Annotated in this window: 25 protein-coding genes and 1 riboswitch; of the genes, 16 read left to right on the top strand and 9 right to left on the bottom strand. The window is 63.7% G+C overall.

From position 1 onward, the window contains the following. The first annotated feature begins 137 nt into the window (after window positions 1-137). The 9 genes from Q0025_RS08920 to Q0025_RS08880 all read left to right on the top strand — a co-directional run bounded on the left by Q0025_RS08920 (window position 138) and on the right by Q0025_RS08880 (window position 9,955). Window positions 138-1,040, top strand: a complete 903-nt coding sequence (locus tag Q0025_RS08920) for a co-chaperone YbbN (RefSeq protein WP_297298128.1) — start codon at window positions 138-140, stop codon at window positions 1,038-1,040. A gap of 99 nt (window positions 1,041-1,139) precedes the next feature. Then, window positions 1,140-1,808 (top strand): LON peptidase substrate-binding domain-containing protein, encoded by a 669-nt coding sequence (locus tag Q0025_RS08915; protein WP_297298126.1) that lies wholly within the window; start codon window positions 1,140-1,142, stop codon window positions 1,806-1,808. A gap of 11 nt (window positions 1,809-1,819) precedes the next feature. Then, window positions 1,820-2,044 carry a Trm112 family protein gene (locus Q0025_RS08910; protein WP_297298124.1) on the top strand — a complete coding sequence of 75 codons (225 nt, stop codon included), beginning with the start codon at window positions 1,820-1,822 and terminating at the stop codon, window positions 2,042-2,044. Window positions 2,045-2,073: 29 nt separating this feature from the next. Next, entirely contained in the window at window positions 2,074-2,949 is an 876-nt protein-coding gene (gene tesB, locus Q0025_RS08905) for an acyl-CoA thioesterase II (protein ID WP_297298122.1), read from the top strand. A gap of 336 nt (window positions 2,950-3,285) precedes the next feature. Then, window positions 3,286-3,624, top strand: coding sequence for a P-II family nitrogen regulator (locus Q0025_RS08900; RefSeq protein WP_297298121.1), 339 nt, complete (start codon window positions 3,286-3,288; stop codon window positions 3,622-3,624). A gap of 30 nt (window positions 3,625-3,654) precedes the next feature. Then, window positions 3,655-5,079 carry an ammonium transporter gene (locus Q0025_RS08895; protein ID WP_297298119.1) on the top strand — a complete coding sequence of 475 codons (1,425 nt, stop codon included), beginning with the start codon at window positions 3,655-3,657 and terminating at the stop codon, window positions 5,077-5,079. A gap of 308 nt (window positions 5,080-5,387) precedes the next feature. Next, window positions 5,388-7,952, top strand: coding sequence for a DNA translocase FtsK (locus Q0025_RS08890; RefSeq protein WP_297298117.1), 2,565 nt, complete (start codon window positions 5,388-5,390; stop codon window positions 7,950-7,952). A gap of 162 nt (window positions 7,953-8,114) precedes the next feature. Continuing rightward, window positions 8,115-8,852 (top strand): outer-membrane lipoprotein carrier protein LolA, encoded by a 738-nt coding sequence (locus Q0025_RS08885; protein WP_297298115.1) that lies wholly within the window; start codon window positions 8,115-8,117, stop codon window positions 8,850-8,852. A gap of 287 nt (window positions 8,853-9,139) precedes the next feature. Next, window positions 9,140-9,955, top strand: a complete 816-nt coding sequence (locus Q0025_RS08880; protein ID WP_297298113.1) for an exodeoxyribonuclease III — start codon at window positions 9,140-9,142, stop codon at window positions 9,953-9,955. Between the two features lie 25 nt (window positions 9,956-9,980). On the opposite strand, the gene Q0025_RS08875 is transcribed toward Q0025_RS08880, so the two are convergent. Both Q0025_RS08875 and Q0025_RS08870 read right to left on the bottom strand, forming a co-directional pair. After that, window positions 9,981-10,334 carry a hypothetical protein gene (locus Q0025_RS08875; protein WP_297298111.1) on the bottom strand — a complete coding sequence of 118 codons (354 nt, stop codon included), beginning with the start codon at window positions 10,332-10,334 and terminating at the stop codon, window positions 9,981-9,983. A gap of 190 nt (window positions 10,335-10,524) precedes the next feature. Then, window positions 10,525-11,364, bottom strand: a complete 840-nt coding sequence (locus tag Q0025_RS08870) for a hypothetical protein (protein WP_297298110.1) — start codon at window positions 11,362-11,364, stop codon at window positions 10,525-10,527. 258 nt (window positions 11,365-11,622) lie between these two features. Here Q0025_RS08870 and Q0025_RS08865 point away from each other — a divergent pair, with 258 nt between their 5' ends. Both Q0025_RS08865 and Q0025_RS08860 read left to right on the top strand, forming a co-directional pair. Beyond that, the gene (locus Q0025_RS08865) at window positions 11,623-12,657 is read left to right on the top strand and encodes an aspartate-semialdehyde dehydrogenase (RefSeq protein ID WP_297298108.1); all 1,035 of its coding nucleotides are present in this window, start codon (window positions 11,623-11,625) and stop codon (window positions 12,655-12,657) included. Next, window positions 12,654-12,908, top strand: a complete 255-nt coding sequence (locus tag Q0025_RS08860; RefSeq protein ID WP_297298106.1) for a hypothetical protein — start codon at window positions 12,654-12,656, stop codon at window positions 12,906-12,908. The genes Q0025_RS08865 and Q0025_RS08860 overlap by 4 nt, the downstream gene beginning before the upstream one ends. A gap of 78 nt (window positions 12,909-12,986) precedes the next feature. On the opposite strand, the gene Q0025_RS08855 is transcribed toward Q0025_RS08860, so the two are convergent. Further along, a complete protein-coding gene (locus Q0025_RS08855) occupies window positions 12,987-13,397 on the bottom strand; it encodes a hypothetical protein (RefSeq protein WP_297298104.1) in 411 nt (136 codons plus the stop codon). Between Q0025_RS08855 and Q0025_RS08850 the strand changes: the two genes are divergently transcribed. Further along, window positions 13,377-13,955: a hypothetical protein gene (locus Q0025_RS08850; RefSeq protein WP_297298102.1), complete on the top strand. Its 579-nt coding sequence runs from the start codon at window positions 13,377-13,379 to the stop codon at window positions 13,953-13,955. The two genes, Q0025_RS08855 and Q0025_RS08850, sit on opposite strands and share 21 nt — an antisense overlap. A 39-nt stretch (window positions 13,956-13,994) precedes the next feature. Here the strand turns inward: Q0025_RS08850 and tal are convergent, their stop codons facing one another. The 5 genes from tal to thiC all read right to left on the bottom strand — a co-directional run bounded on the left by tal (window position 13,995) and on the right by thiC (window position 18,973). Beyond that, entirely contained in the window at window positions 13,995-14,948 is a 954-nt protein-coding gene (gene tal / locus Q0025_RS08845; RefSeq protein WP_297298101.1) for a transaldolase, read from the bottom strand. 57 nt (window positions 14,949-15,005) lie between these two features. Further along, on the bottom strand, window positions 15,006-16,082 hold the full coding sequence (locus tag Q0025_RS08840) for a dienelactone hydrolase family protein (protein ID WP_297298098.1): 1,077 nt from the start codon (window positions 16,080-16,082) through the stop codon (window positions 15,006-15,008). Window positions 16,083-16,158: 76 nt separating this feature from the next. After that, window positions 16,159-16,839: a Fic family protein gene (locus tag Q0025_RS08835; protein ID WP_297298096.1), complete on the bottom strand. Its 681-nt coding sequence runs from the start codon at window positions 16,837-16,839 to the stop codon at window positions 16,159-16,161. After that, window positions 16,836-17,015, bottom strand: a complete 180-nt coding sequence (locus Q0025_RS08830; RefSeq protein WP_297298094.1) for a hypothetical protein — start codon at window positions 17,013-17,015, stop codon at window positions 16,836-16,838. The genes Q0025_RS08835 and Q0025_RS08830 overlap by 4 nt, the downstream gene beginning before the upstream one ends. Window positions 17,016-17,119: 104 nt before the next feature. Continuing rightward, on the bottom strand, window positions 17,120-18,973 hold the full coding sequence (gene thiC, locus Q0025_RS08825) for a phosphomethylpyrimidine synthase ThiC (protein WP_297298092.1): 1,854 nt from the start codon (window positions 18,971-18,973) through the stop codon (window positions 17,120-17,122). A gap of 67 nt (window positions 18,974-19,040) precedes the next feature. After that, window positions 19,041-19,142, bottom strand: a riboswitch (TPP riboswitch). A gap of 146 nt (window positions 19,143-19,288) precedes the next feature. Here thiC and Q0025_RS08820 point away from each other — a divergent pair. Then, complete coding sequence (locus tag Q0025_RS08820) at window positions 19,289-19,525, top strand: hypothetical protein (RefSeq protein WP_297298090.1); 237 nt, start codon at window positions 19,289-19,291, stop codon at window positions 19,523-19,525. A gap of 6 nt (window positions 19,526-19,531) precedes the next feature. On the opposite strand, the gene efp is transcribed toward Q0025_RS08820, so the two are convergent. Further along, the gene (gene efp / locus Q0025_RS08815) at window positions 19,532-20,101 is read right to left on the bottom strand and encodes an elongation factor P (protein ID WP_297298088.1); all 570 of its coding nucleotides are present in this window, start codon (window positions 20,099-20,101) and stop codon (window positions 19,532-19,534) included. A gap of 196 nt (window positions 20,102-20,297) precedes the next feature. Here efp and epmA point away from each other — a divergent pair, with 196 nt between their 5' ends. The 3 genes from epmA to Q0025_RS08800 form a co-directional block, all read left to right on the top strand. Continuing rightward, a complete protein-coding gene (epmA, locus tag Q0025_RS08810; protein ID WP_297298086.1) occupies window positions 20,298-21,350 on the top strand; it encodes an EF-P lysine aminoacylase EpmA in 1,053 nt (350 codons plus the stop codon). 11 nt (window positions 21,351-21,361) lie between these two features. Continuing rightward, the gene (locus Q0025_RS08805) at window positions 21,362-22,405 is read left to right on the top strand and encodes a lysine-2,3-aminomutase-like protein (protein ID WP_297298084.1); all 1,044 of its coding nucleotides are present in this window, start codon (window positions 21,362-21,364) and stop codon (window positions 22,403-22,405) included. An 86-nt stretch (window positions 22,406-22,491) separates the two neighbouring features. Beyond that, window positions 22,492-23,470 (top strand): DUF3772 domain-containing protein (locus Q0025_RS08800; RefSeq protein ID WP_297298082.1); only part of this gene is annotated, 979 nt, incomplete at its 3' end.

Genomic DNA, 23,470 nt, shown 5'->3' with positions numbered 1-23,470 from the left:
AAGCCGGCGTCATAAAATTTTCGCGCCGCCCCAAGACGCCGAAAAGCCCTGCGCGGTTGCGAAAAGCTTGACCCCGACGCATCTATGCGGGATGCGGGCATGCCCGGCGTGCCTGGGGTGGACGAGGAGAGCGGTCAATGGCGGAAGTTTTGGCGCAGGCGCAATTGGCGCCGGACGCGCCGGTCTCCAAAGCGACGACGACGGCGACCTTCGCCACCGACGTTCTGACCGAATCCGGCCGTCAGCCGGTTCTCGTCGATTTCTGGGCGCCCTGGTGCGAGCCCTGCAAGCAGCTGACGCCCATCCTCGAAAAGGCGGTCAAGGCGGCACACGGCAAGGTCAAGCTCGTCACCATGAATATCGACGAGCATCCGCAGATCGCCGGCCAGCTCGGCATCCGCTCGATCCCCGCCGTCATCGCCTTCCAGCGCGCCCAGCCGGTCGATGGGTTCATGGGCGCGCTGCCGGAAAGCCAGGTGCGCGGCTTCATCGAACGCCTGATCGGCCCGCTGCCCGAAGAAGAGAATTTTCATTCCGTGGCCGAAGCGGCGTTGGCCGCCGGCGATCCGCTTGCGGCGCTCGAAATTTTCCGCAGCCTGCATGCGCAGGACCCGGCCGACGTCGGCGCCCTGGCCGGCCTGATCAAGGCGAGCGTCTCTGCCGGCGAACTCGAAGAGGCGCAGAGCCTGCTTGCGCAAGTGCCCGCCAGTGCGGCGCAAGACCCCGGCGTCGCCACCGCGCGTGCGGCGGTCGAAAACGCCATTCAGGCGGCGGGCGTCGGCGAGATCGGCGAACTGGAGCGCCGCGTCGCCGCAGAACCAAACGATCCGCAGGCGCGTTACGACCTCGCCATCGCGCTCAATGCCCAAGGCCGGCGCGCGGAGGCCGCGGACGCGCTGCTCGCCGTGATCAAGAGCGATCGCGAGTGGAACGATGCCGCCGCACGCAAGCAATTGCTGCAATTTTTCGAAGCTTGGGGCAACATGGATGCGGCGACGGTGGCCGCGCGGCGGAAATTGTCGGCGCTTCTGTTTTCCTAGGAATGGCGCCACATCATATAAGGCGGAGCACGGGTCTGATCGAAAAAGGCGTGCACTTTTTCGTGCTATGCTCCAGGCCGCGGTAAACGAGGCGGTGGCATGACGATGAACAAATCCTATCGCGGGCCGGGCGATCTGCCGAGCGTCATTCCGGTCTTTCCGCTGTCGGGCGCCTTGCTGCTGCCGCGCGGCGAGCTGCCGCTCAATATTTTCGAGCCGCGCTATCTCGCCATGGTCGATGATGCGATCAGGGGCCATCGCATCATCGGCCTGATCCAGCCGGAGAGCGAAGCCGCGGAAATGGAAGGCGCGCCGGCCTTGCAGGCGATCGGCTGCGCCGGGAGACTCACCCAATTCGCCGAAACCGGCGACGAGCGCTATCTCATCACCCTCACCGGCATCGCCCGCTTCCGCATCCTAGAAGAGATCGCGGCCGTGACGCCTTACCGGCAATGCCGAGTCGATTTTTCCACCTTCGATGCCGATTTCACGCCGCGCGACGGTGAAGACGCGGTCGATCGCGAAAGCGTGCTGCGCACCTTGCGCGAATTCGCCGAAGCCAATGATGTGCCGGTCGATTGGGAGAGCGTCCGCGAGGCGCCGAACGAGGCGCTGGTCAATGCGCTGTCGATGATGAGCCCCTACGGCCCGCGCGAAAAGCAGGCGCTGCTGGAGGCTCCGAGCCTGAAGCTCCGCGCCGAGGTTTTGGTGGCGATCACCGAATTCGAACTCGCCCGCACGCGGCGCGACGCGACACGGCTGCAATGAAGGACGAAGCGATGACCGAGCCGACAGCCAACGCCGCGCCGGAGACTGCGGCGCCGAAGACCCGCATCGACCCGCGCCTGCTTGAAATCCTCGTCTGTCCGCTGACCAAGACGACGCTGGAATATGACGCGCAAGCGCAGGAATTGATTTCCCGCGCGGCGAAGCTCGCCTATCCGATCCGCGACGGCATCCCGATCATGCTGCCGGAAGAAGCCCGCTCGATCGAGCCCGAATAGGCGCCGCGCCGGAACAGGCTGTTCGCCCGATGTCTGCCGTCGACCAGCTCTTGCAGACGCTCGATCTCGAACGGATCGAGGAGAACATCTTCCGCGGCCATAGTCCGCGCAGCGGCTGGCAAAGGGTCTTCGGCGGTCTCGTCATTGCCCAGGCTCTGGTCGCCGCAGCCCGGACGGTCGATGACGCCCGGCCGCCGCATTCGCTGCACGCCTATTTCCTGCTTCCCGGCGACCCCGCCGCCCCGATCATCTACGAAGTCGATCGCATCCGCGACGGCGGCAGCTTCACCACGCGGCGGTGTAACGCCATCCAGCATGGCCGCCCAATTTTTTCGCTTTCTGCCTCTTTTCAAGTCATAGAACTTGGGCTTAACCACGCCATTTCGATGCCGGACACCATTCCGCCGGAAAGTCTGCCGGATGAAGCCGCATTCTTCGCCAGCCTCGGCGCGCACATGCCGCCGGGCTTGCAGGCGCTCCGCGGCTGGTTCGAGAAGGAAGGCGCCATCGAATTGCGCCTCGTCGATCCGGCCCATTATCTGGGGCATAAACGGGCGCAGCCGACACAATATGTGTGGATGCGTGCCCGGGGCGATCTCCCGGACGATCCTGCGGTGCACCGCGCGGTACTCGCCTATCTCTCCGATATGACCTTGCTCGACGCCGCCATGGTCGTGCACGGGCGGACCCTGTTCGATCCGCAGATCCAAGTCGCAAGCCTCGATCATGCGCTGTGGTTTCATCGGCCGTTTCGCGCCGACGACTGGATGCTCTACGCACAGGACAGCCCGAATTCCGGCGGCGGCCGCGGCCTCACCCGCGGCCTGATCTTCAGTCGGTCGGGCGAATTGATCGCCAGCGTGGCACAAGAAGGCCTGCTGCGCTTGCGCGGCGCCCCCGCGTAAAACCCCCAATCTGCGAATTCGAGCCGCGGAACGCCGCCGCAACGGCAGAATCGGCGTGGTCCGGCAAATTTTGCCGATGCTGGCCCATGCCTTGCTTTGAGCCGTCTTGACCATGGCCGTCTACGCCCACTCCGCGTGATGAGTATGGGGGCATGGTCACGATGGCAGCGACCCGGTGCGACATACCTGGCGTACCGGTCAGCAGGACAAACAGAGCGAAATCATTCGCAGCCGTTTGTCACGGCACGGTCGTGTCGTGGCGCGCGGTAGATAAGGAGCACCCGTCCTGCTGGCCGATGCGTTTACGGGCCGGACCTGCGCTCACTGGAGGATGAAATGAAAATTGTGACGGCCATCATCAAACCGTTCAAACTCGATGAAGTAAGGGACGCGCTCACGACGCTCGGCGTGCATGGCATGACCGTGAGCGAAGTCAAAGGCTACGGGCGTCAGAAGGGCCACACGGAGATTTACCGTGGCGCCGAATATGCCGTGAATTTTCTTCCCAAGCTGAAAATCGAAGTCGCGATCGGCGCGGAACTCGTCGATCGGACGATCGCGGCGATCACCTCTGCGGCACGAACGGGAGAAATCGGCGACGGCAAAATCTTTGTCAGCCCGCTCGACGAAGTCGTGCGCATCCGGACCGGCGAAAAAGGCGCCGATGCCATCTAACGCTCAACCGAGATCAGCAGGAGTAACGAAATGAAATTGATTCCGTCATTGAGGGCGGGCCTTACCTCGGCTTGGGAAGCGCTGAAGAAGCCATCGGGGCTGGCGCTTGCAGGTTTGGTATTCGGCGTCCTCTTCTCGATTGCCCTTTCCGCGGTTCCCGCCGCGGCCGCGCCCGCCGCTCCGCCGGCTTGCGATGCCAATCATCTGACCGTCTGTACGCCGAACAATGGCGATACGGCCTGGATGATGACATCCATGGCGCTCGTTTTGATGATGACCGTGCCCGGCCTCGGCCTCTTCTACGGCGGCATGGTGCGCAAGAAGAACGTCGTCGATACGGTGATGACGAGCTTCGCCATCACCTGCCTCGTCACCGTCATCTTCGCCGTGCTGACCTATAGTCTCGCATTCACGCCCGGCTCGCCGTTCATTGGCGGAACGACGCGCATCTTCCTGCAAGGGATCTTGAGCGACGTCTCCAACAATACCGGCAATCCGAACGGACTCGCGCCGACGATTCCGGAAGATGTCTACATGGCCTTCCAGATGACCTTCGCGATCATCACGCCGGCCCTGATCGCCGGCGCCTTCGCGGAGCGCATGAAGTTCTCGGCCATGCTGGTCTTCATCGGCCTGTGGGCGATCTTCGTCTACGCGCCGATCGCGCACTGGGTCTGGGGCTCGGACGGCTTCCTGTCGAGCGGCAATTCGGCGGCGAAGTTCCACGTTCTCGACTTCGCCGGCGGCACGGTCGTGCATGTCAATTCCGGCGTCGCCGGTCTCGTCTGCGCGCTCTTCCTCGGCAAGCGGCACGATACCGGTCCTGCCCATAACGTCGTGCTGACGATGATCGGCGCCTCGTTGCTGTGGGTCGGCTGGTTCGGCTTCAATGCCGGCTCGGCGGTCGCCGCCAATATGCAGGCCGGCATGGCCATGACGGTGACGCAGATCGCGACCGCCGTCGCGGGTCTGACCTGGATGTTCGTCGAATGGGCGCATCGCGGCAAACCGACCGTCGTCGGCATCTGCTCGGGTGCGGTCGCCGGCCTCGTCGCCATCACGCCGGCTTCGGGCTTCGTCGGCCCGGCAGGCTCCATCTGGATCGGCATCGCCGTGGGCATCTTCTGCTACTTCACGGTGACCTTCGTGAAGGGCTGGCTCGGCTACGACGACGCGCTCGATTGCTTCGGCGTCCATGCCTGCGGTGGCGCGCTCGGCGCCATCCTGACCGGCGTCTTCGCGATCAACCAATACGGCGGGACGGCCGGCTTGATCGAAGGCAATCCCGGCCAGGTGGTGAACCAGCTGATCGGCGTCGGCATCGTTGTTGCTTATGATGCCATCGTCACGGCGATCATCCTCTTCCTGGTCAAGATGACGATCGGGTTGCGGGTTACGCCCGAAGTCGAGCGCGATGGGCTCGATCTCGCCTTGCACGGCGAGGTTGTTCAGTAACATCCGGCACCTCCCCGCTGGAAAAAACTTCGGGGCTCCTTCGGGAGCCCCTTTTTTTACCTGCCCCGAAGACCGGCGTGATGCGCGCCGCGGACGGTCAGCTTAAGCCCGCTTTAACCACGTCTCTTTAGGCTAGCCCGTGCGGGCGGATGCCGGGCGTCACTTGGCGCGAGCCCCGCGTTAGAGCCTGTTCCGGAACCGGTTTTCCAAGGGGGACAGGCGCCGACAGAGCGAATTGGCGCGACGTCTTATCGGCCCGGTGAACTCCATCCGGCCGGCAGGCGCGCCGGACCGGGGCCAGGGCAGGCATGCGTACGACGACCAGTTTCACGGCCTTGGACCATATTCCCGACCCGCTGCGCCTTTTTGCTGTGCGCCGCGCCGCCGAAATCATCGGCCTGACGCTGATCACAGGCACTGGCGCGCTGGCATTGGCGCTGCTCACGTGGTCGGTTCGCGACCCAAGCCTCAACCATGCGACCGACGGCCCGGTGCGCAATCTGCTCGGTGCTCCGGGCGCCATCACCGCCGATCTCTTCATGCAGATGCTGGGGCTCGCCTCGCTCGCCCTGTTGGCGCCGCTTGCCATGTGGGGCTGGCGCCTACTGCGCACCCGGCACCTCGATCGGCCGAGCTGGCGCCTGCTCTATTGGCTGATCGGCAGCGTTGCCGCGACGGGATTTGCCGCCGTCCTGCCGGTGACGAGCCGCTGGCCGCTGCCGACGGGTCTCGGCGGCGTGCTCGGCGATGCTTTGCTCTTCATCCCGAAACATCTTTTCGGCGGCCATGGGCCGATGACGCTGATCCTCGCGGTTATCTTCGCGGCCGTGGCGATCCTGGCGCTCGCCGCAGCGGTCGGCAAGCCGAAGCCGGAAGCCTATTTCGACGAAGACGAAGACGAGGCGCCGAAGCCCGCCAAGCGTGCGGCCGCCGCCGCTGAGGACGAGGATCGCGCCGGCGAACCGGGCTTGGCGCTGGTCGTCGTCGGCGGCGTCATTCATGCGCTCTTGACGGCGAAATCGGGCCTCGCCCGCGCCTTGGCCAAGCGGCGCGAGCCGCGCACGACACTGGCGCCTTGGCAGGATGCGGCGCGTCGCGTCGGCCCCGCGCTCGACCAGCGCCATATGCGCGGAGACCCCAATTTCGATCTCGGTTTCGAACCGTCGGCCTATGCGCCGCCGGCCGCCCGCGCCGCGCGCCAGGCCGCCGAGGCCGAAGCCGAGGATCTGCCGGGCAGCCGCAGCCGCGTTACGCCGGGCACGACCAATCTGAAGTCGGGCCAGCGCCTGCAGCGCGAAATCCAGCCCTCGATGCTCGACCGCCTGAGCAAGGCCAAATATCAGCTGCCGCCTCTGCTCATGCTGAGCGAGCCGAAGCGCGGCGCGGTCAACCGCGTCTCGGAAGAAGCGCTGCAGCAGAATGCGCGGCTGCTCGAAGGTGTGCTCGACGATTTCGGCGTCAAGGGCGAGATCATCAATGTGCGGCCGGGGCCGGTGGTGACGCTTTACGAGCTTGAGCCGGCGCCCGGCATCAAATCGGCGCGCGTCATCAGCCTTGCCGACGACATCGCCCGCTCGATGTCGGCGGTCTCCGCCCGCGTCGCCGTCGTCCAGGGCCGCAACGTGATCGGCATCGAACTGCCGAACCAGCGCCGGGAAATGGTCTATCTGCGCGAAATCCTCGCCTCCCAAGATTTCGAGAAATCGAAGGGCAAGCTGTCGATCGCGCTCGGCAAGACGATCGGCGGCGAGCCGATCATCGTCGATCTCGACCGCATGCCGCATCTCCTCGTCGCCGGCACGACCGGCTCGGGCAAATCGGTCGCGATCAACACGATGATCCTATCGCTCGTCTACCGGCTGCGGCCGGACGAATGCCGGCTGATCATGGTCGATCCGAAAATGCTGGAGCTCTCGGTCTATGACGGCATCCCGCATCTTTTGACGCCGGTCGTCACCGATCCGAAGAAGGCTGTCGTCGCGCTCAAATGGGCGGTCCGCGAAATGGAGGACCGCTACAAGAAAATGTCGAAGCTCGGCGTGCGCAATATCGACGGCTTCAACACCAAGGTCGCCGAGGCTGCGGCGAAGGGCCAGACGGTCAGTCGCACGGTGCAGACGGGCTTCGACCGCGAGACCGGCGAAGCGGTCTACGAGCAGGAGGAGATGGACCTGTCGGTCCTGCCCTATATCGTCATCATCGTCGACGAAATGGCCGACCTGATGATGGTCGCCGGCAAGGACATCGAAGGCGCGATCCAGCGCCTCGCGCAGATGGCGCGCGCCGCCGGCATCCATCTGATCATGGCGACGCAGCGCCCTTCGGTCGATGTCATCACTGGTACGATCAAGGCGAATTTCCCGACCCGCGTGTCGTTCCAGGTAACGTCGAAGATCGACAGCCGCACCATCCTCGGCGAGCAAGGCGCCGAACAATTGCTCGGCCAGGGCGACATGCTCTACATGGCCGGCGGCGGCCGCATCATGCGCGTGCACGGCCCCTTCGTCTCCGACGGCGAAGTCGAGAAGGTGGTCGCACATCTCAAGAGCCAGGGCGCGCCGGAATATCTCGATGCCATCATGGTCGAGGACGAGCCGGCCGGCGAAGACGGCGAAAGCTTCCCGACCGGCGCCGAGGGCGAAGAAGGCGGCGATCTTTACGACCGCGCCGTCGCCATTGTCCTACGCGACAAGAAATGTTCGACGAGCTATGTGCAACGCCGGCTCTCCGTCGGCTACAACAAGGCCGCCTCCTTGGTCGAGCGGATGGAAAAGGAAGGCGTCGTCAGCGCGCCGAACCATTCCGGCAAACGCACCATCCTGGTCGGCGGCGGCATTGACCGCGGCGCCTTCGAACCGGCGGCGGATTATTAGGGCAGGGCGGCGTCCGAGCCGTCCTATTGCCGCCACATCGCCCGATTACCGCTCGCTGTACGCAGCACGATCGGACCGCACAGGTCCGGTGCGCCGAATGCGGCGGTTTCGTGCTAAACTTTCTTGCGAACGAATCGGCGCCGGGCGCGAAAGGCGAAATTCATGTCGATGACCAGCTTGAAGCGCGCAGGCGTTTCAATTCTCGTTCTTGCGGCCCTGGCTCTGCCCGCGGCGGCCTTCGCCGATCCCGCCGCAGCCCCGCCGCCAAAACCGCATCCCGTGGCGCCGGCGACGCCGCCCGCCGCCGCGCCGGCTTCGACCCAGCCGTTCACGCCGATCGATCCGCATGTCGCGATCCAGAAGGCGGACGATTATTTCAATTCGACGCGGACCATGATCGGCGATTTCGTCCAGATCAGCGGCGACCGCCGCTCGGAAGGCAAGGTCTATGTGCAGAAGCCGGGCAAGCTGCGCTTCGAATATGCGGAACCCGCGACGCTCGACATCGTCGCCGACGGCATGACCGTCGCCGTCGTCGACCGCAAAATGGCGACGCAGGATTTCTATTTCATCTGGCAGACGCCGCTGAAATTCCTGCTCAAGGATCGCATCGACCTGCTGCACGACGTGGCGGTGCAAGACGTCACGAGCGATCCGGATAATGTGACGATCACGGTCGTCGACAACGAAACCTTCGGCGGGACGTCGCGCATCAAGCTGATGTTCGATCCGGCGAGCTTCCAGCTCAAGCAATGGGAAGTCACCGACCCGCAGGGCAACGAGACCCTCGTCTCGCTGTTCAATGTCGACAGGACGACGCCGCCCGATCCGTCCGTCTTCCAAATCCGCTCGAATCGGCTGGACGGCTCAAGCAGCCGGTTCCTCAACCAGAGCAATTAACTGTTGGCAATAATTTGCGGCCGGTCTTGCAGCCGCATGGGGCCAAGCCTATCTCCTCACAGGAGAGTGATACGGCCGGCCTGACGAATTCCCCCCGTTCGGTCTCGCCGGCTTCGCCGGACCCCCTCCCGGCACAGTGTCGCTCCACGGGCGTCCGATTTCGGTCGGACGCCCTAATTTTTTGGCCCCTACAGCCGGGCAAAAACCTGTGACGGCGGCGAGGCTTTTCTTGCGGCGCGACGGCGGCTTGTGCTCAATCGGGCGAGATCACCGTTTCCGAGTCGAAATTGCCTTTCACTGTCGCCACCTGGAATATCAATTCCGTCCGTCTTCGTATCGATCTCGTCGGCAAGTTCCTGACCGCCCATGCGCCGGACGTTCTCTGCCTGCAGGAGACGAAGTGCCGGGACGCCGAATTTCCCGCCGCCGCCTTCCGCAAGCTCGGCTATAGCCATATCGCGCTCAATGGCCAGAAGGGCTATCACGGCGTCGCCATCGTCTCGAAAATCCCGTTCGGGATCATCGACCGGCGCCCGTTCTGCGACAAGGGCGACGCCCGCCACGTCAGCGTGACGCTGGCGCCGACCAATATCCGCGCTTTCACCCTGCATAATTTCTATGTGCCCGCCGGCGGCGACGAGCCGGACCCCGCGATCAATCCGAAATTCGCGCATAAGCTCGCCTTTCTCGACGAAATGGCGAGCTGGATCCGCGCCGACCGCATCGCCGGCGGCGACGCCATGATGGTGGGCGATCTCAATATCGCGCCGCTCGAGACCGATGTCTGGAACCATAAGGCGCTGCTCAAGGTGGTCAGCCACACCCCGGTCGAGGTCGAAAAGCTCGGCAAGGTGTTCGCCGCCGGTCCCTGGGTCGATGCGCTCCGCCGCTACGTGCCGCCCGAGGAGCGGCTCTATACGTGGTGGAGCTATCGCTCGCCCGACTGGGCGAAGGCCGACAAGGGCCGCCGCCTCGATCACATTTGGACAAGCACGAGCCTCGCTGCGGCGCTGCGCGGCATGAAGGTCGTGCGCGAAAGCCGCAGCTGGGAGCGGCCGTCCGACCACGTCCCGGTGCTGGCGCATTTCGACTTCGACGCGTGATCTCTCCGATCAGACCGGAAAAGTCTTATGGATAGGGCGGATAGGCCGGCGTCCAGAACTCGACCAGCGGCCGCGGCCGGCCGGTCGGGTAAAGCGGACGCGGCAGGTTGTCTTCCTCGAAACGCGAGGGGAAATAGACCTGATCCGGCGTCTGATTGAAGCCGGTATTGGCGGTCACATAGTTCTCTTCCGAGCCCTGCGGCACGACATTGCCCGGATCGAGCCAGCTGCGCTTATTGACGGTGAGCGGCGGCTCGGCGCTCGAATAGACCGGCGCCGGCGCATAATAATGATGGTGATGCCGATGCGCCGCCGAAGCGGGCGCACCCACCATGGCCGCCGCGCCAAAGGCAGTCACGCTCAGTAGCAAGATCGACATCGGACGCATAAGAATTCCTTCCGCCGCTCGATCACGATGATTTTGGCTCGAATCGATCCGAAATCGTGCCCGCGATCGGTCCTCGAAGCTTCGGCGGCCGCCCGACGCGGCCATGCCCCAGAAAACTCTTTAGCCGGGCTTTTGGTTCGGCGCGAATGACAAAGCGCCGCCCGAGCCGTCAAAAGCACGTTCAGCGCATTTTTCGCAGCTTGAGTGGCGGCGGCGCATCATTTTCGTCGATCCAATTCCAATCGGTCCGGCTCATGTCGGGGCCGAGCGCGGCCCCGACGCAGCGCGGGTCGCGGCGCAATTCCGAGGCGGCGAAGAAACCGACCAGGTCGGGATCGCCACCACCGTCAAGCTCCAGCCTGTCGAGCAGGCAGGCAAGGGCCGGCCGCGAGACCGGCATGGCCATGCCGCCGCAGGCAAAGCCGCCGAACCGGAAATATCCGTCGAGCCCGGCACCGCGGAAGCCGAGGCAGGGCACCGGTGCGGCATTTCCAGCGGCGAGATCGACATCCGCCGCCTCGATCGGCCCGAAGCGCGTCGGCAGGACCGCGACATTGGCGGTTCGCACGATCGAAAGCTCCGCCGACGCGGCAAGCCGAACCAGAGCCACGAACAGCGGGACATCGACGGCCTTTTCGCCGCCGAGGCGGTAGAGCGTCAGGCGGAAGAAGGGGCTGCGGCCGTCGAGCCCGCCAAACGTCAAAATATCCTGGCGGCCGCCGAAGCGATTGCGCCGCGCCGCATAGCTTTGGGTGCTGTGCGCGAATTCGGGCGCCGCGAGATCGTAAAGCTGCAGCGGGTTGGCAATGTCGGTCCAATCGGGCGGCGGGGCGGCGGCATGGGTGGCCGGCGGCGCGGCGGGCGGCGCCTCGCGGCCGGCAAACAGGACCAAAGCCGCCGCGAACAGGATCGCGACAATGGCGGCCATGCCCGGCGAGACGCCACGCCGCCGCCGCAGACGGCGGCGGTTCGGCTCATCGATGAGCCGCGTCGGCCTGATGTCGTCGAAGGTCGCGTGCATGGCATTCTCGGGCCTTGGGGCGGCCAAGCGAGTGTCGCATCGTGAGGCTCGCGGCCGGGTTACCGCGGCGCGGACTTTTGCCGATAGCGTCAACAGAGGCTTTACGCGCCGGGCCCGCAGGCTGCTTGGCAGCCTTGCGGACGTGATTTTTCGCCCGATCTTTGTTATGGCAGCCGCGGATTTTAGGTTTTCGCGCGGCTCGCGAGCGGAAAGCCCTTGGCGCTTCTCGATCCTGCCCCGGCCGCAAAGGAGAAAAATATGGGTTTCAAGGTCGCCGTCGTCGGCGCAACCGGCAATGTGGGGCGCGAAATGCTCGACATTCTGGCCGAGCGGCGCTTTCCCGCCGATGAAGTCGTCGCGCTCGCCTCGTCGCGCTCGATCGGCACCGATGTCTCCTACGGCGACAAGACGCTCACCTGCAAAGCGCTGGAAAATTACGATTTCACCGGCACCGACCTCTGCCTGATGTCGGCCGGCGGCACGGTGTCGAAGGAATGGTCGCCGAAGATCGGCCGGCAAGGCGCCGTCGTGATCGATAATTCCTCCGCCTGGCGCTACGATTCCGACGTGCCGCTGATCGTGCCGGAAGTGAATGCCGATGCGGTCAAGGGCTTTGCGAAGAAGAACATCATCGCCAATCCGAATTGTTCGACCGCGCAGCTCGTCGTCGCGCTGAAGCCGCTGCACGACGCCGCGACCATCACCCGCGTCGTCGTTGCGACCTATCAATCGGTCTCCGGCGCCGGCAAGGAGGCGATGGACGAACTCTTCGCCCAGACCCGCGCGATCTTCGTCTCCGACAGCGTCGAGACCAAGAAGTTTCCGAAGCGCATCGCCTTCAACCTCATTCCGCAGATCGACGTCTTCATGGAAGACGGCTACACCAAGGAAGAGTGGAAGATGCTTGCGGAGACGAAGAAGATCCTCGATCCCAAGATCAAGCTCACTGCAACCTGCGTGCGCGTGCCGGTCTTCATCGGCCATGCGGAAGCGGTGAACGTCGAATTCGAAAAGCCGATCACCGCCGACGAAGCGCGCGACATCCTGCGCGAAGCGCCGGGCGTGCTTGTCGTCGATAAGCACGAGCCGGGCGGCTATATCACCCCGCACGAGGCGGCGGGCGAAGATGCCACGTTTGTCTCGCGCATCCGCGAGGACGCGACCGTCGAGAACGGCCTCGCCTTCTGGTGCGTGGCCGACAATCTGCGCAAGGGCGCGGCGCTGAACGCCGTGCAGATCGCCGAACTGCTCGTCAACCGCAAGCTCATCACCCCGAAACGACAGGCTGCATGATGGGATTGTCCATTTCGCCGGACTGGCTCGATACGCCGATAAGCGTCGCGGACGTCGACGCCGATTACGGCGCGCCGAGCTCGGGCCTTCACGCGGAATGGGAGCGGCTGAAAAGCGAGATGCGGCCGGGCGACAAACTCGTGCGCTTCGCGAGCCCGGTCGAGAGCTGGGAGCGGCTCGCCGGGCGCGCCGGCATCGCGCTGGTGCGCGACGGCAAGGTGATCGACGCCTTCGTCACGATGATGAATTAAAGGCGGCTCAGATTCGCCCCGGCGGCTTGTCGCCGCCAAAATCGATTGCCTCTGCTACAACCAAGCTTTAGCTTAGCTTTATTCAATTTCATGCGGGGCCGTTCCATGAACTGCGTCCAGAAATTTGTATGGACGGCAGTCAGTGTCGCGTTCTGCCTCATTTGCGCGATGGCTGCTGCGCCCGCGGATGATCGAAGCAATGCCGATCGTCTCGCCAACGAGCTCACGAAGCTCTCGGCCCAGGAATTCAAGATTGATCTCCCAGATGCTTCGATCGAAATCGTCGGGCCTTTGGAGCTGAAAGTCACCCGAGCCGGCGCGAGCTGGCACGCCTATCTCTACAATCTTTATTCCTATTGCCAGCGCAACATTAACAACTGCGGCCAGGCGATCGTCGCGCGGGCCTGGCAGTTCAAGGTCGCTCATCAAAATGGCGACCCGCCGATTTCGAAATCGAACCTGCGCGTCGTGGTCCGCGATGGCGAGCATGTCGACGAACTCAAACAACGCTATGGTGACGATATTAATGCGTTGGTCGAACCCCTTTGCGGCGATCTCTGGGCCATCGTGGTCGAGGATAGTCCAACGATGGTAAGCTATCCGAAACCGGCGGAAATCAAGGCGCTCGGTCTTTCCGTGGATGACGGGCTGAAGCTCGCGCTGGCGAATACCAAGGCCGCGCTCAAAAAAGGCGTTCCGAACCTCACACCGAAAGACAAAGCCGACCTCAGCGTCTTTGTCGGCGATGATTTCGTGACGACCTTCGCCTTTCCCGAGCTCTGGGCGCCGGTCGCTCAAACATTCGGCGGAACGTTGATCGTTGCCGTTCCGTCGACGGACCAGATGTTCATTATCGGTGATGACACGCCGGATGCACTGGAACTCATGCACAAGGCCGTTGACGACGAATGGGCGCACGCCGAGCGGCCCTTGTCCAAGTCTCTTTACGGCTGGACCGAAAAAGGCTGGGTTGAGATACCGAACCAACCCGTTTCTCAGGCCGCGCCGAAACCCGGCACAGCCTCCCAGGCGACGACAGCAAAGTGATCGACGCCATCGTCACGATGATGAATTAAAGGCGGCGTTCTACGCCGCCATCGTGAGCCGCGCCGAAACCAATTCACGCAAGGCGCGCAGATCGCGGGCAAAGACGCGGATGCCTTCGGCGAGCTTCTCGGTCGCCATCGCATCCTCGTTCAGCATGAAGCGGAAGCTCTTTTCGTCGAGGAACATCTGCGCCGGGGCGAGCAATTTGTCGTTGGGCTCGAGCGCGCGCACGAGCGCGCCCTCGTCCTTCGCCAATTGATCGAGAAGCGCCGGCGCGATCGTCAGGCTGTCGCAGCCGGCGAGCGCTTCGATCTCGCCCTGATTGCGGAACGAGGCGCCCATGACGATCGTCTTCGCCTCGACCGATTTCGCATAGGCGTAGATTTCCTTGACCGAGAGCACGCCGGGGTCGGTCTCGGCCGTATAGGTCTTGCCCATGTTCTTGACATGCCAGTCGAGGATGCGGCCGACGAAGGGCGAGATGAGATAGGCGCCGGCCTCGAAGGCCGCCGCCGCCTGCGCCAGCGAGAAGACCAGTGTCAGATTGCAGTCGATCGCCTCCTTCTGCAGGATCGAGGCGGCCTGGATGCCTTCCCAGGTCGCGGCGACCTTGATCAGCACGCGCTCGCGGCCGACGCCGCGCTGATGATAATCGGCGATGATCTCGCGCGCCTGATGGACGGTGCCCTCGATATCGAAGGAAAGATCGGCATCGACCTCGGTCGAGACGCGGCCGGGCACGAGCTTCGTCAGTTCGGCACCGAAATTGACTGCGAGCCGCTGCGCGACGCGGCTCGTCGCCGCGCCATGGCTCAAGCCCCAGAGCACCGCCTCCTCGACGAGATCGCGATGCTCTTCCATGCCCGCGGCTTTGAGGATCAGGCTCGGGTTGGTGGTGCAGTCCTGCGGTCTATACTGCGCGATGGCGCCGATATCGCCGGTGTCGGCGGTGACGATGGTCCATTGCTTCAACTGATCGAGTTTCGAAGGCATCGGATTTTCCTTGTGGCATATCGCCAACGCCTGAGGCCGCGCAGGTTTCCTGCCGGCTTATCGCGGCGCGGCGTAGCCGTCGTCCACGGCATAAACATGACAGGCGCCGGCATGGGCGCCGCAGAGGTCGAGCGCCGCGCGCCGCGCCTCGGCCGCGCTGCGGCGGGCCGTGCGCCATCCATAGGCGCCATCGGCCCCGATCGCAAAGGCCTTATGCGGAAAGGCCGCGAGATAGGCGGCAAAATCCTTGCGGCCGTTGGCGGACAGCGCCGCCGGCGGCGTGAGCGGCCCCGAGCCATACGGCGGCAGGAGGGGCGCGCGGTCGCGCAAACCTTGCCGGCGCAGAAACGCATCGACGAGCGGCGTCCACACCGCCTCGCCCTGCGCGGAAAAGAGCTTATGGCCGTCCGCGCCGAAGGCTGAGGCATGGACGAACGTCACCGGCGCGCCGGCCGCCGCAAACGCTTGGCGGAATTGATCGGCGAGCTGCGGCCCGAAGAAATGATCGTTCGCGGCATAGACCCAGAGCATCGGCGTGCGGGCGTGCTGGCCGAAGGTGCGGAAGGCCGCGATCAACGCCGGCGCATCGCAGACCTCATCGGCGCTTTCCGAGCCGCGGCCGCCGGCGAAGCTCACCGCCGCGACGAGGCCCGGCGGCGGATTTTCCGCCAGCGCGACGGTGGCGAAGCCGCCGGCCGAAACGCCGACGGCGATCATATGATGCGCATCAATGTCGGGGCGCTGCGACAACGCGGCGAAGGCGGCCGTGAGATCCGCGGCGCCGGCGCGGCCGGCGTGAAGGTAATCGGCCTTGTCGCAGGGCCCGAAACTTTCCGCCCAGCCGCCGCCCGAGAGACCATAGCCGCGCCGCATGATGGTCGCGGCGGCCCAGCCGCGGCGGGCGAATTCCAGCATCTGCGGCAGCATCTGTTGCGGCGCGAGTTGCGGCCGCTCCGCCGCATCGCGCGGCGAGCCGTGGCTCAAGAGCGCCAGCGGATATGGCCCGCGGCCGGGAGGCAGCATGAGCAGCCCCTCAAGCCCCTGCGCGCCCGCGGCGGTCTCGGGAATGTGCAGGCTTTCGATGATGTAGGTTTGGGCGAAGGCGGGGACGAGGGACGCCGCAACTAAAAGCAAAATACTGAGGAGACCGAATAACTTTAAGCGGCAATTGCGAATACTGCCAATAAATCGCTTCAACCCAATTTCTATCTTAATGCAGCCTACGCTCTTCTGGCTCGATTTGATCGCCATCGGCTTCCCTCGCCGCATTGATGAGCTGGTGAGCGAGCATACCGCCAACGAGTTGTTCAAGTGCAGAAACATCAATTTTTTCTGACGTCCACGCTTCATCGGCGCGCTCAAGCGCCTCGTAATAAGGTATTTTGTTAATTGCAATTTGTTCCGGAATTGTCGGAGTGCCTGGTAAGAGGCTATCCAACTTAACGCTCAAAACCACATAGGACACGGCTCTAGCCGTTCGGCCGTTGCCATCGGCGAATGGATGAATCCAATTCATCTTCCAAAGGACGTAGGCGGCGAGATGGACCGCGCTCTTATTCCAATTGCTATTTACATATTCACATAGCGCCTGCATTTCGTCGGCAACAAAGGCAGGCTCTGGAGGTTGGTGACGACTCCCGTGAATTTTTACAGGTGTATTTCGAAACGTCCCGGCTAATCGATGCAATCCCTCTAATGCCGCTTGATGAAGCTGCAAAATTGGGCCTACTCGAAGTTTAAAAGGACGCTCCGCGTCCTTCACGTGAGAGCGGATTATGTCGAGCGCCAATGCAAATTGACGAAGACCGTTTTCAGCTTCTTTTCGGGCAATCTGATCTGGATCGCTGATAAGCGCGACATCTTCCGCTTCGCTATGCCGATCTTCAGTCACGATTTATTTCGCATTTCTATTTTTCGATCGGCCTCGGCTACCATCTCCTTTGTTATTCTTTCGTTTTCGATATGGGTGTTGCCGTATGCAAAGCTACGCCGTTGCTCTCGAAGCTGGGTTTCATTCATAACTATTTTGCGAGCGCGGATGACCAGCTCCTCTAACTTGTCCTTCATAGTCATCCCTCCAAGTTACGAATCGCTGAGCTGATAGTCGTCCAGCATGCTGTCAACTTTCCTAATGCTATGTCAACGCATCCTTATTCACAACAAGTCGTGTTCTAACTTGTTCGGGAATCAACAGTCTCGGTTATGACGTAAAGCTTGCCGCCCTTCTCCAAAAATTCCGCGCTCTTTTCCGCCATGCCCTTCTCGCGCACGGCCATCGCGTTCACCTCGTCGCGCAAATCCTGGGTGATCTTCATCGAGCAGAATTGCGGCCCGCACATCGAGCAGAAATGCGCGACCTTGTGCGCCTCCTTCGGCAGCGTCTCGTCGTGGAATTGGCGGGCGGTGTCCGGATCAAGCGACAGATTGAACTGATCCTGCCAGCGGAAATCGAACCGCGCGCGGGAGAGCGCATCGTCCCTCACCTGCGCCGCCGGATGGCCCTTGGCGAGATCCGCCGCGTGGGCGGCGATGCGATAGGTGATGACGCCCGTCTTCACATCGTCGCGGTCGGGCAGGCCCAGATGCTCCTTTGGCGTGACGTAGCAGAGCATGGCGCAGCCATACCAGCCGATCATCGCCGCACCGATGCCCGAGGTGATGTGGTCATAGCCCGGCGCGATGTCGGTCGTCAGCGGCCCGAGCGTATAGAACGGCGCCTCGCCGCATTCTTCGAGCTGCTTTTCCATGTTCACCTTGATCTTGTGCATCGGCACATGGCCGGGGCCTTCGATCATCACCTGGCAGCCCTTGTCCCAGGCGATCTTGGTCAATTCGCCGAGCGTTTCCAATTCGGCGAATTGGGCGCGGTCGTTGGCGTCGGCGATCGAGCCCGGACGCAGGCCGTCGCCGAGCGAGAACGACACATCATAGGCGCGCATGATGTCGCAGATCTCGTCGAAATGCTCGTAGAGGAAGCTCTCCTTGTGGTGCGACAGGCACCAGCGCGCCATGATCGAGCCGCCGCGCGAGACGATGCCTGTGGTGCGCTTGGCGGTCAGCGGCACATAGGCAAGCCGCACGCCCGCATGGATCGTAAAATAATCGACGCCCTGCTCGGCCTGTTCGATCAAGGTGTCGCGGAAAATCTCCCAGGTGAGCTTGATCGGATCGCCATCGACCTTTTCGAGCGCCTGATAGATCGGCACCGTGCCGATCGGCACCGGCGCGTTGCGGATGATCCAATCGCGGATGTTGTGGATGTTGCGGCCGGTCGAAAGGTCCATCACCGTATCGGCGCCCCAGCGGATCGCCCAGACCATCTTGTCGACTTCCTCGGCGACCGAGGAGGTGACGGCCGAATTGCCGATATTGGCGTTGATCTTCACCAAAAAATTGCGGCCGATGATCATCGGCTCGAGTTCGGGATGATTGATGTTTGCGGGAATGATGGCGCGGCCGCGGGCGATCTCGTCGCGGACGAATTCCGGCGTCACGAAGGCGGGGATCGCGGCGCCGAAGCTTTCGCCGTCGGCCAGGCGCGCCGCGGCGCCGTCGAGCGCTTTTTCGCGGGCGAGGTTCTCGCGCGCCGCGACATAGATCATCTCTTCGGTGATGATCCCGGCGCGGGCGAATTCATATTGCGTCGTGTGTTGGCCGAGCTTGCCGCGGCGCGGCGCGACATTGGCCGGGCAGGGCGGCACGAGCTTCTCGGCGCGGACATTGCCATTGTCTTCCGGCTGGACGGCGCGGCCCTGATAGGTCTCGAAGCCGCGCGGCGCATACCAGGCTTCCCGCAGGCGCGGCAGACCCTGTGAAAGATCGATGCGCGGCGTATCCTCCGTATAGGGCCCCGAGGCGTCGTAGAGGCGCACCGGCGGCTCGTTCGCCGCTGGATCGAGCGCGATCTCGCGGAACGGCACCCGGATTCCGGGGCGCGGCTCGGCATAGATTTTCCGCGCGCCGGGCAGCGGCCCGCAGGTCACGCTCTCCGGAACGAGGTTTTCGGGCTTTTGGCGAATGTTCATCGGCCGGCTCCGCGCTGTGATGGGGCCGGCGCAGGAGCAGACACGCGATGGCAGGCGGAGTCCGGCTGCGCTTACGTATTGCCTGTCCCTGCGCTGGCATTACCCAGATTCAGGTTCAAAGGGTCTGATCTCAGCCGCCGGAAACCCGGCAGCACCCCAAGGCTCGAAGCAGGATAGGCGCGCAAAGGCCACACGGCAAGTCCGCGGGCCGACACACCGGCACCTCGGAACGTATTCACCGGCAGCACGTTTCTCACGCGACAGAGACGGGGCCATCGCGCACGGCGGGCTGAAGAGGAGTGGGCGGAGGTTTACGTGGCAGGGCTGACGATGAAGATTTGGGAGATGGGCGGAGAGCCTCCGCAGCGCCAGAGCGCCAAGCCGAAGCTGCGCCTGGAGCGCACACGCGCCGAATTGCCGCGCGGCGGCAAGGACATGGCAGCCCAGATCGGTGCGGAATTGCGCGCCGTCTTCGCCCTGCCTACGGCAGGCAGCCTCGCCAACACCGACGAACTCCTCGCCCGGCTCGATGCGCAGAGCGAGGACCGCTAGCAAAAATCAGTCTTTGGCGCGCTCCACATAGGAGCCGTCTTCCGTCTGCACGATGATGCGCGTGCCGGTCTGGATATGCGGCGGCACCATGGTGCGCACGCCATTCGAGAGCTTCGCCGGCTTATAGGACGAGGACGCCGTCTGGCCCTTCATCGCCGGCTCGGTCTCGACGACTTCGAGCGTCACCCGCGGCGGGAATTGAATGCCGACCGGAATGCCGTTGAAGACCGACAGAATGCAGGTCATGCCTTCCTGCAAATAGACCGCCTGATCGCCGATCACATCGGCCGAGACGCTCACCTGATCATAGGTATCGGCATTCATGAATGTATAATGATCGCCGTCCTGATAGAGATAATTGAAATTGGCGTCCTCGACGTAGGCGCGTTCGACCTGTTCCGTCGTCTTGTAGCGGTCGGAGACCTTCACGCCGTCGGACAAGCGGCGCATGTCGATCTGCGTCGTCGGCGTGCCCTTGCCAGGATGGAAGCTTTCGGCACTGAGAACGACATAGAGCTGGCCGTCGTCGCGCTCGATAATATTGCCTTTGCGGATGGAACTGGCGATGACTTTCACGAGGTTTCCTTCGTCTCTGACTCGAGCGGCACTTTGATCCGAGCCGCCGCTTGAACCAAAACGCATTAAAATTCAATGGGGACTAGCCGGAGGCAGGCTAATTCCGGGCGGCCTGCCGCACGCTGCGCGGCTGCGCTATAAGCGCCCGTGCCCTCGCTACAAGGCTTCGCGGGGGGATTTCAAGCGAAATGAGGATATGAGCGAGCCTTCTTTCTGGTGGCAGCCGGGCGCGCAGGCCGGACAGCGGCGCTTTTTAACCATCCGGGCGGCGCTGGCCAAGGCTTTGCGCGGCTTTTTCGACGCCCAGGGCTTTATCGAGGCCGATACCGCGATTTTGCAGGTCTCGCCGGGCAACGAAACGCATATTTCGGCCTTTGCAACGCAGCTGATCGGCCCGGATGAGCACCGCTCGCGGCTTTATCTGCATTCTTCGCCGGAATTCGCGCTGAAGAAGCTGCTCGCCGCCGGCGAGGACAAGATTTTCAGCCTCGCGCATGTCTTCCGCAACCGCGAGCGCGGCCCGCTGCATCATCCGGAATTCACCCTGCTCGAATGGTACCGGGCGAAGGCGCCCTATCGCGCTCTGTTTGCCGACTGCCGGGATGTGCTGGCCGCTGCGGCCAAGGCGGCCGCGACCGACACATTCCGCTTCCGCGGCGCGACGGCGGCGGCCTTTGCCGAGCCGGAGATTTTGACCGTCGCTCAAGCCTTCGAGCGCTACGCCGGCTTCGATCTCACGGCGACCTATGATGCGCAAGGCTGCGACCGCGAGGCTCTTGCGCGCGAAACCGCCGCTCTCGGCTTGCGCGTCACAGAAGACGACACTTGGTCGGATCTTTTCAGCAAGGTGCTTTCGGCGAAGATCGAACCGAACCTCGGCCACGGCCGCGCGACGTTGCTCTTCGATTATCCGGCGCCGGAGGCGGCCTTGGCGCGGCTCACGGAAGACAAAAGATTTGCCGAGCGCTTCGAGCTTTATGTCTGCGGCGTCGAACTCGCCAATGGGTTCGGCGAATTGACCGACGCAAATGAGCAGCGCCGCCGCTTTGCCGCCGCGATGCGCGAGCGCCAGCGCATCTACGGCGACGCCTATCCGATCGACGAGGATTTTCTCGCCGCGCTCGGCGCCATGCCGCCGGCCTGCGGCATCGCGCTTGGATTCGACCGGCTGGTGATGCTCGCGACCGATGCGAAGCGGATCGAGGATGTGCTGTGGGCGCCGGTTGCCGAAATCGGAACGCCCTTATGAGCGGTGCGACGATGATGAGCATCGATGACCTGATCGCGGCGGGTCTCGTCGCGCCCGAGGCGCGCGATGAATTGGCGGCGGTCGGCGAACGCTACGCTATTGCCGTCAACGAGACGGTGGCGTCGCTGATCGACCGCGACGATCGCGACGATCCGATCGCCCGCCAGTTCGTTCCCACCGCCGCCGAACGCATCACGACGCCGGAGGAACGGGCTGACCCTATCGGCGATGCGGCGCGAAGCCCCGTCGAAGGATTGGTGCATCGCTATCCCGACCGGGTGCTGCTGAAGCTGCTGCATGTCTGCCCGGTCTATTGCCGTTTCTGCTTCCGGCGCGAGAGCGTCGGGCCCGGCGGCGAAACACATCTTTCGCCGGATGCGCTTGATAAGGCGTTCGCCTATCTCGCCGATCACCGCGAGATCTTCGAAGTGATCCTGACCGGCGGCGATCCGCTGATTCTCTCCTTGCGCCGCCTCGACGAGATTTTCGCGCGGCTGCGGGCCGTCGCGCATGTCCAAGTGGTGCGCATCCATAGCCGCGTGCCGGTCGTCGCGCCGGCGCTGGTGACGCAGGCGCTCGCCCATCTGCTGCGCGGATCGGGCAAGACGGTCTATGTCGCGCTTCACGCCAACCATCCGCGCGAATTGAACGACGCCGCGGCCGCCGCCTGCGCCACGCTGATCGATGCCGGCATTCCGATGCTGAGCCAAAGTGTTTTGCTGCGCGGCGTGAACGATGATGCCGAAACTTTGGCGGCGCTGATGCGCCGCTTCGTGGCGCTGCGCATCAAGCCGTATTATCTGCATCATCCGGATCTGGCGCGCGGAACATCGCATTTCCGCCTGTCGATCGGCGAAGGACAAAGGCTCGTCGCCACCTTGCGCGGAAAACTCTCCGGCCTCTGTCAGCCCCGCTACATGCTCGATATTCCCGGCGGCTTCGGCAAAGTGCCGCTCGACAGCGTCATGCCGGGCGAAGACGGCGCCTATCGACTCGCGGATTTTCGCGGCGTGACGCATCGCTATCCGCCTAAGATTAACGCCATAAAGACATGAAGCTGCCGTCTTTCTTGGCGAACGGGAGCATCGCGGCTGCGTCACCCTTGCGCCGCACCTTGCAATGCCGACCGGAGCCTTGGCCCTTGACCCTGCTGCGTGTGGCCCGCCTTTTCGCCCTTCTCGCCCTGCTCCTCGGCGCGGGCGTCGCCGCGCGCGCCAATACGTTCAATGACATCGACGCCGCCAACCTGGACCAGACGGCGCGGAGCTTGCAGGAGGTCGACACGGCGCTGCAGCAGCCCGGGCTTTCCAAGGAAGTCCTGCAAAAGCTTCAGGATGAAACGCAGCCCTTAGGGCCGCTGCTGCAAAAGCTCCTCGATCATCTGACGCCGCGGCTCGCCGCCCAGAAGGCGCAGCTCGACCAGCTCGGCCCCGCACCGGCCGCCAATGCGCCGCCGGAAGCCAAAGTGGTCACGGCCGAGCGGGCGAAGCGCCAGAAAGCCTACGACGACCTCGATACTTTGGTGAAACGGGCCAATCTGCTCGTCGTCCAGACGCAGCAGGCGCAGGATACGATCGCCGCACGATTGCGCGCACGGCTCGCGCAATCGCTGCTCCAGCAGGAGCCGAGCCTCGCCAGCCCATCCCTCTGGCGCGATGTCTTCAGCGAAATTCCCGGCAACATTCTCGCGCTCCACAAGAGAACCGGCGCCTGGCTTACGGAAAGCGCCAGCAAGCTTGCAGGCTGGCGAGCGCCGATCTTTTGGGCGGTCCTGGCCGTGATCGTCGTCTTTTACTGGCCGTTGAGCCGCACGGCGCGCCGCGCCGCGTTTCGCAAGCCGCAAGAGACGGCGCCGACGCCGCTGCAGAAAATTCTCGCCGCTTGGCGCGTCTTGTTCGTCATCGCCCTGTTTCCGATCGGCGCCGTCTTTGCCGCCAGCGGGCTCGCCCATGGGTTCGGCCTCATCGAATTGAAGCAGCAGGGCCTCGCGCGTACATTCTTCTTTGCGATTTTGCGGATCGCCATCGCCGCCGGCCTCGCCCAGGCCAAGCTGGCGCCGAGAAGACGCGAGAGGCGCCTTCTCAGCCTCCACGACGATGCCGCCCCGCAGGATCTGCGGA

Origin of the sequence: uncultured Methylovirgula sp. (genome assembly GCF_947646745.1) — a bacterium.
Classification (GTDB): Bacteria; Pseudomonadota; Alphaproteobacteria; order Rhizobiales; family Beijerinckiaceae; genus Methylovirgula.
The sequence above is the reverse complement of the archived record's forward strand: the minus strand, read 5'-3'. Positions and strand labels throughout refer to the sequence as shown.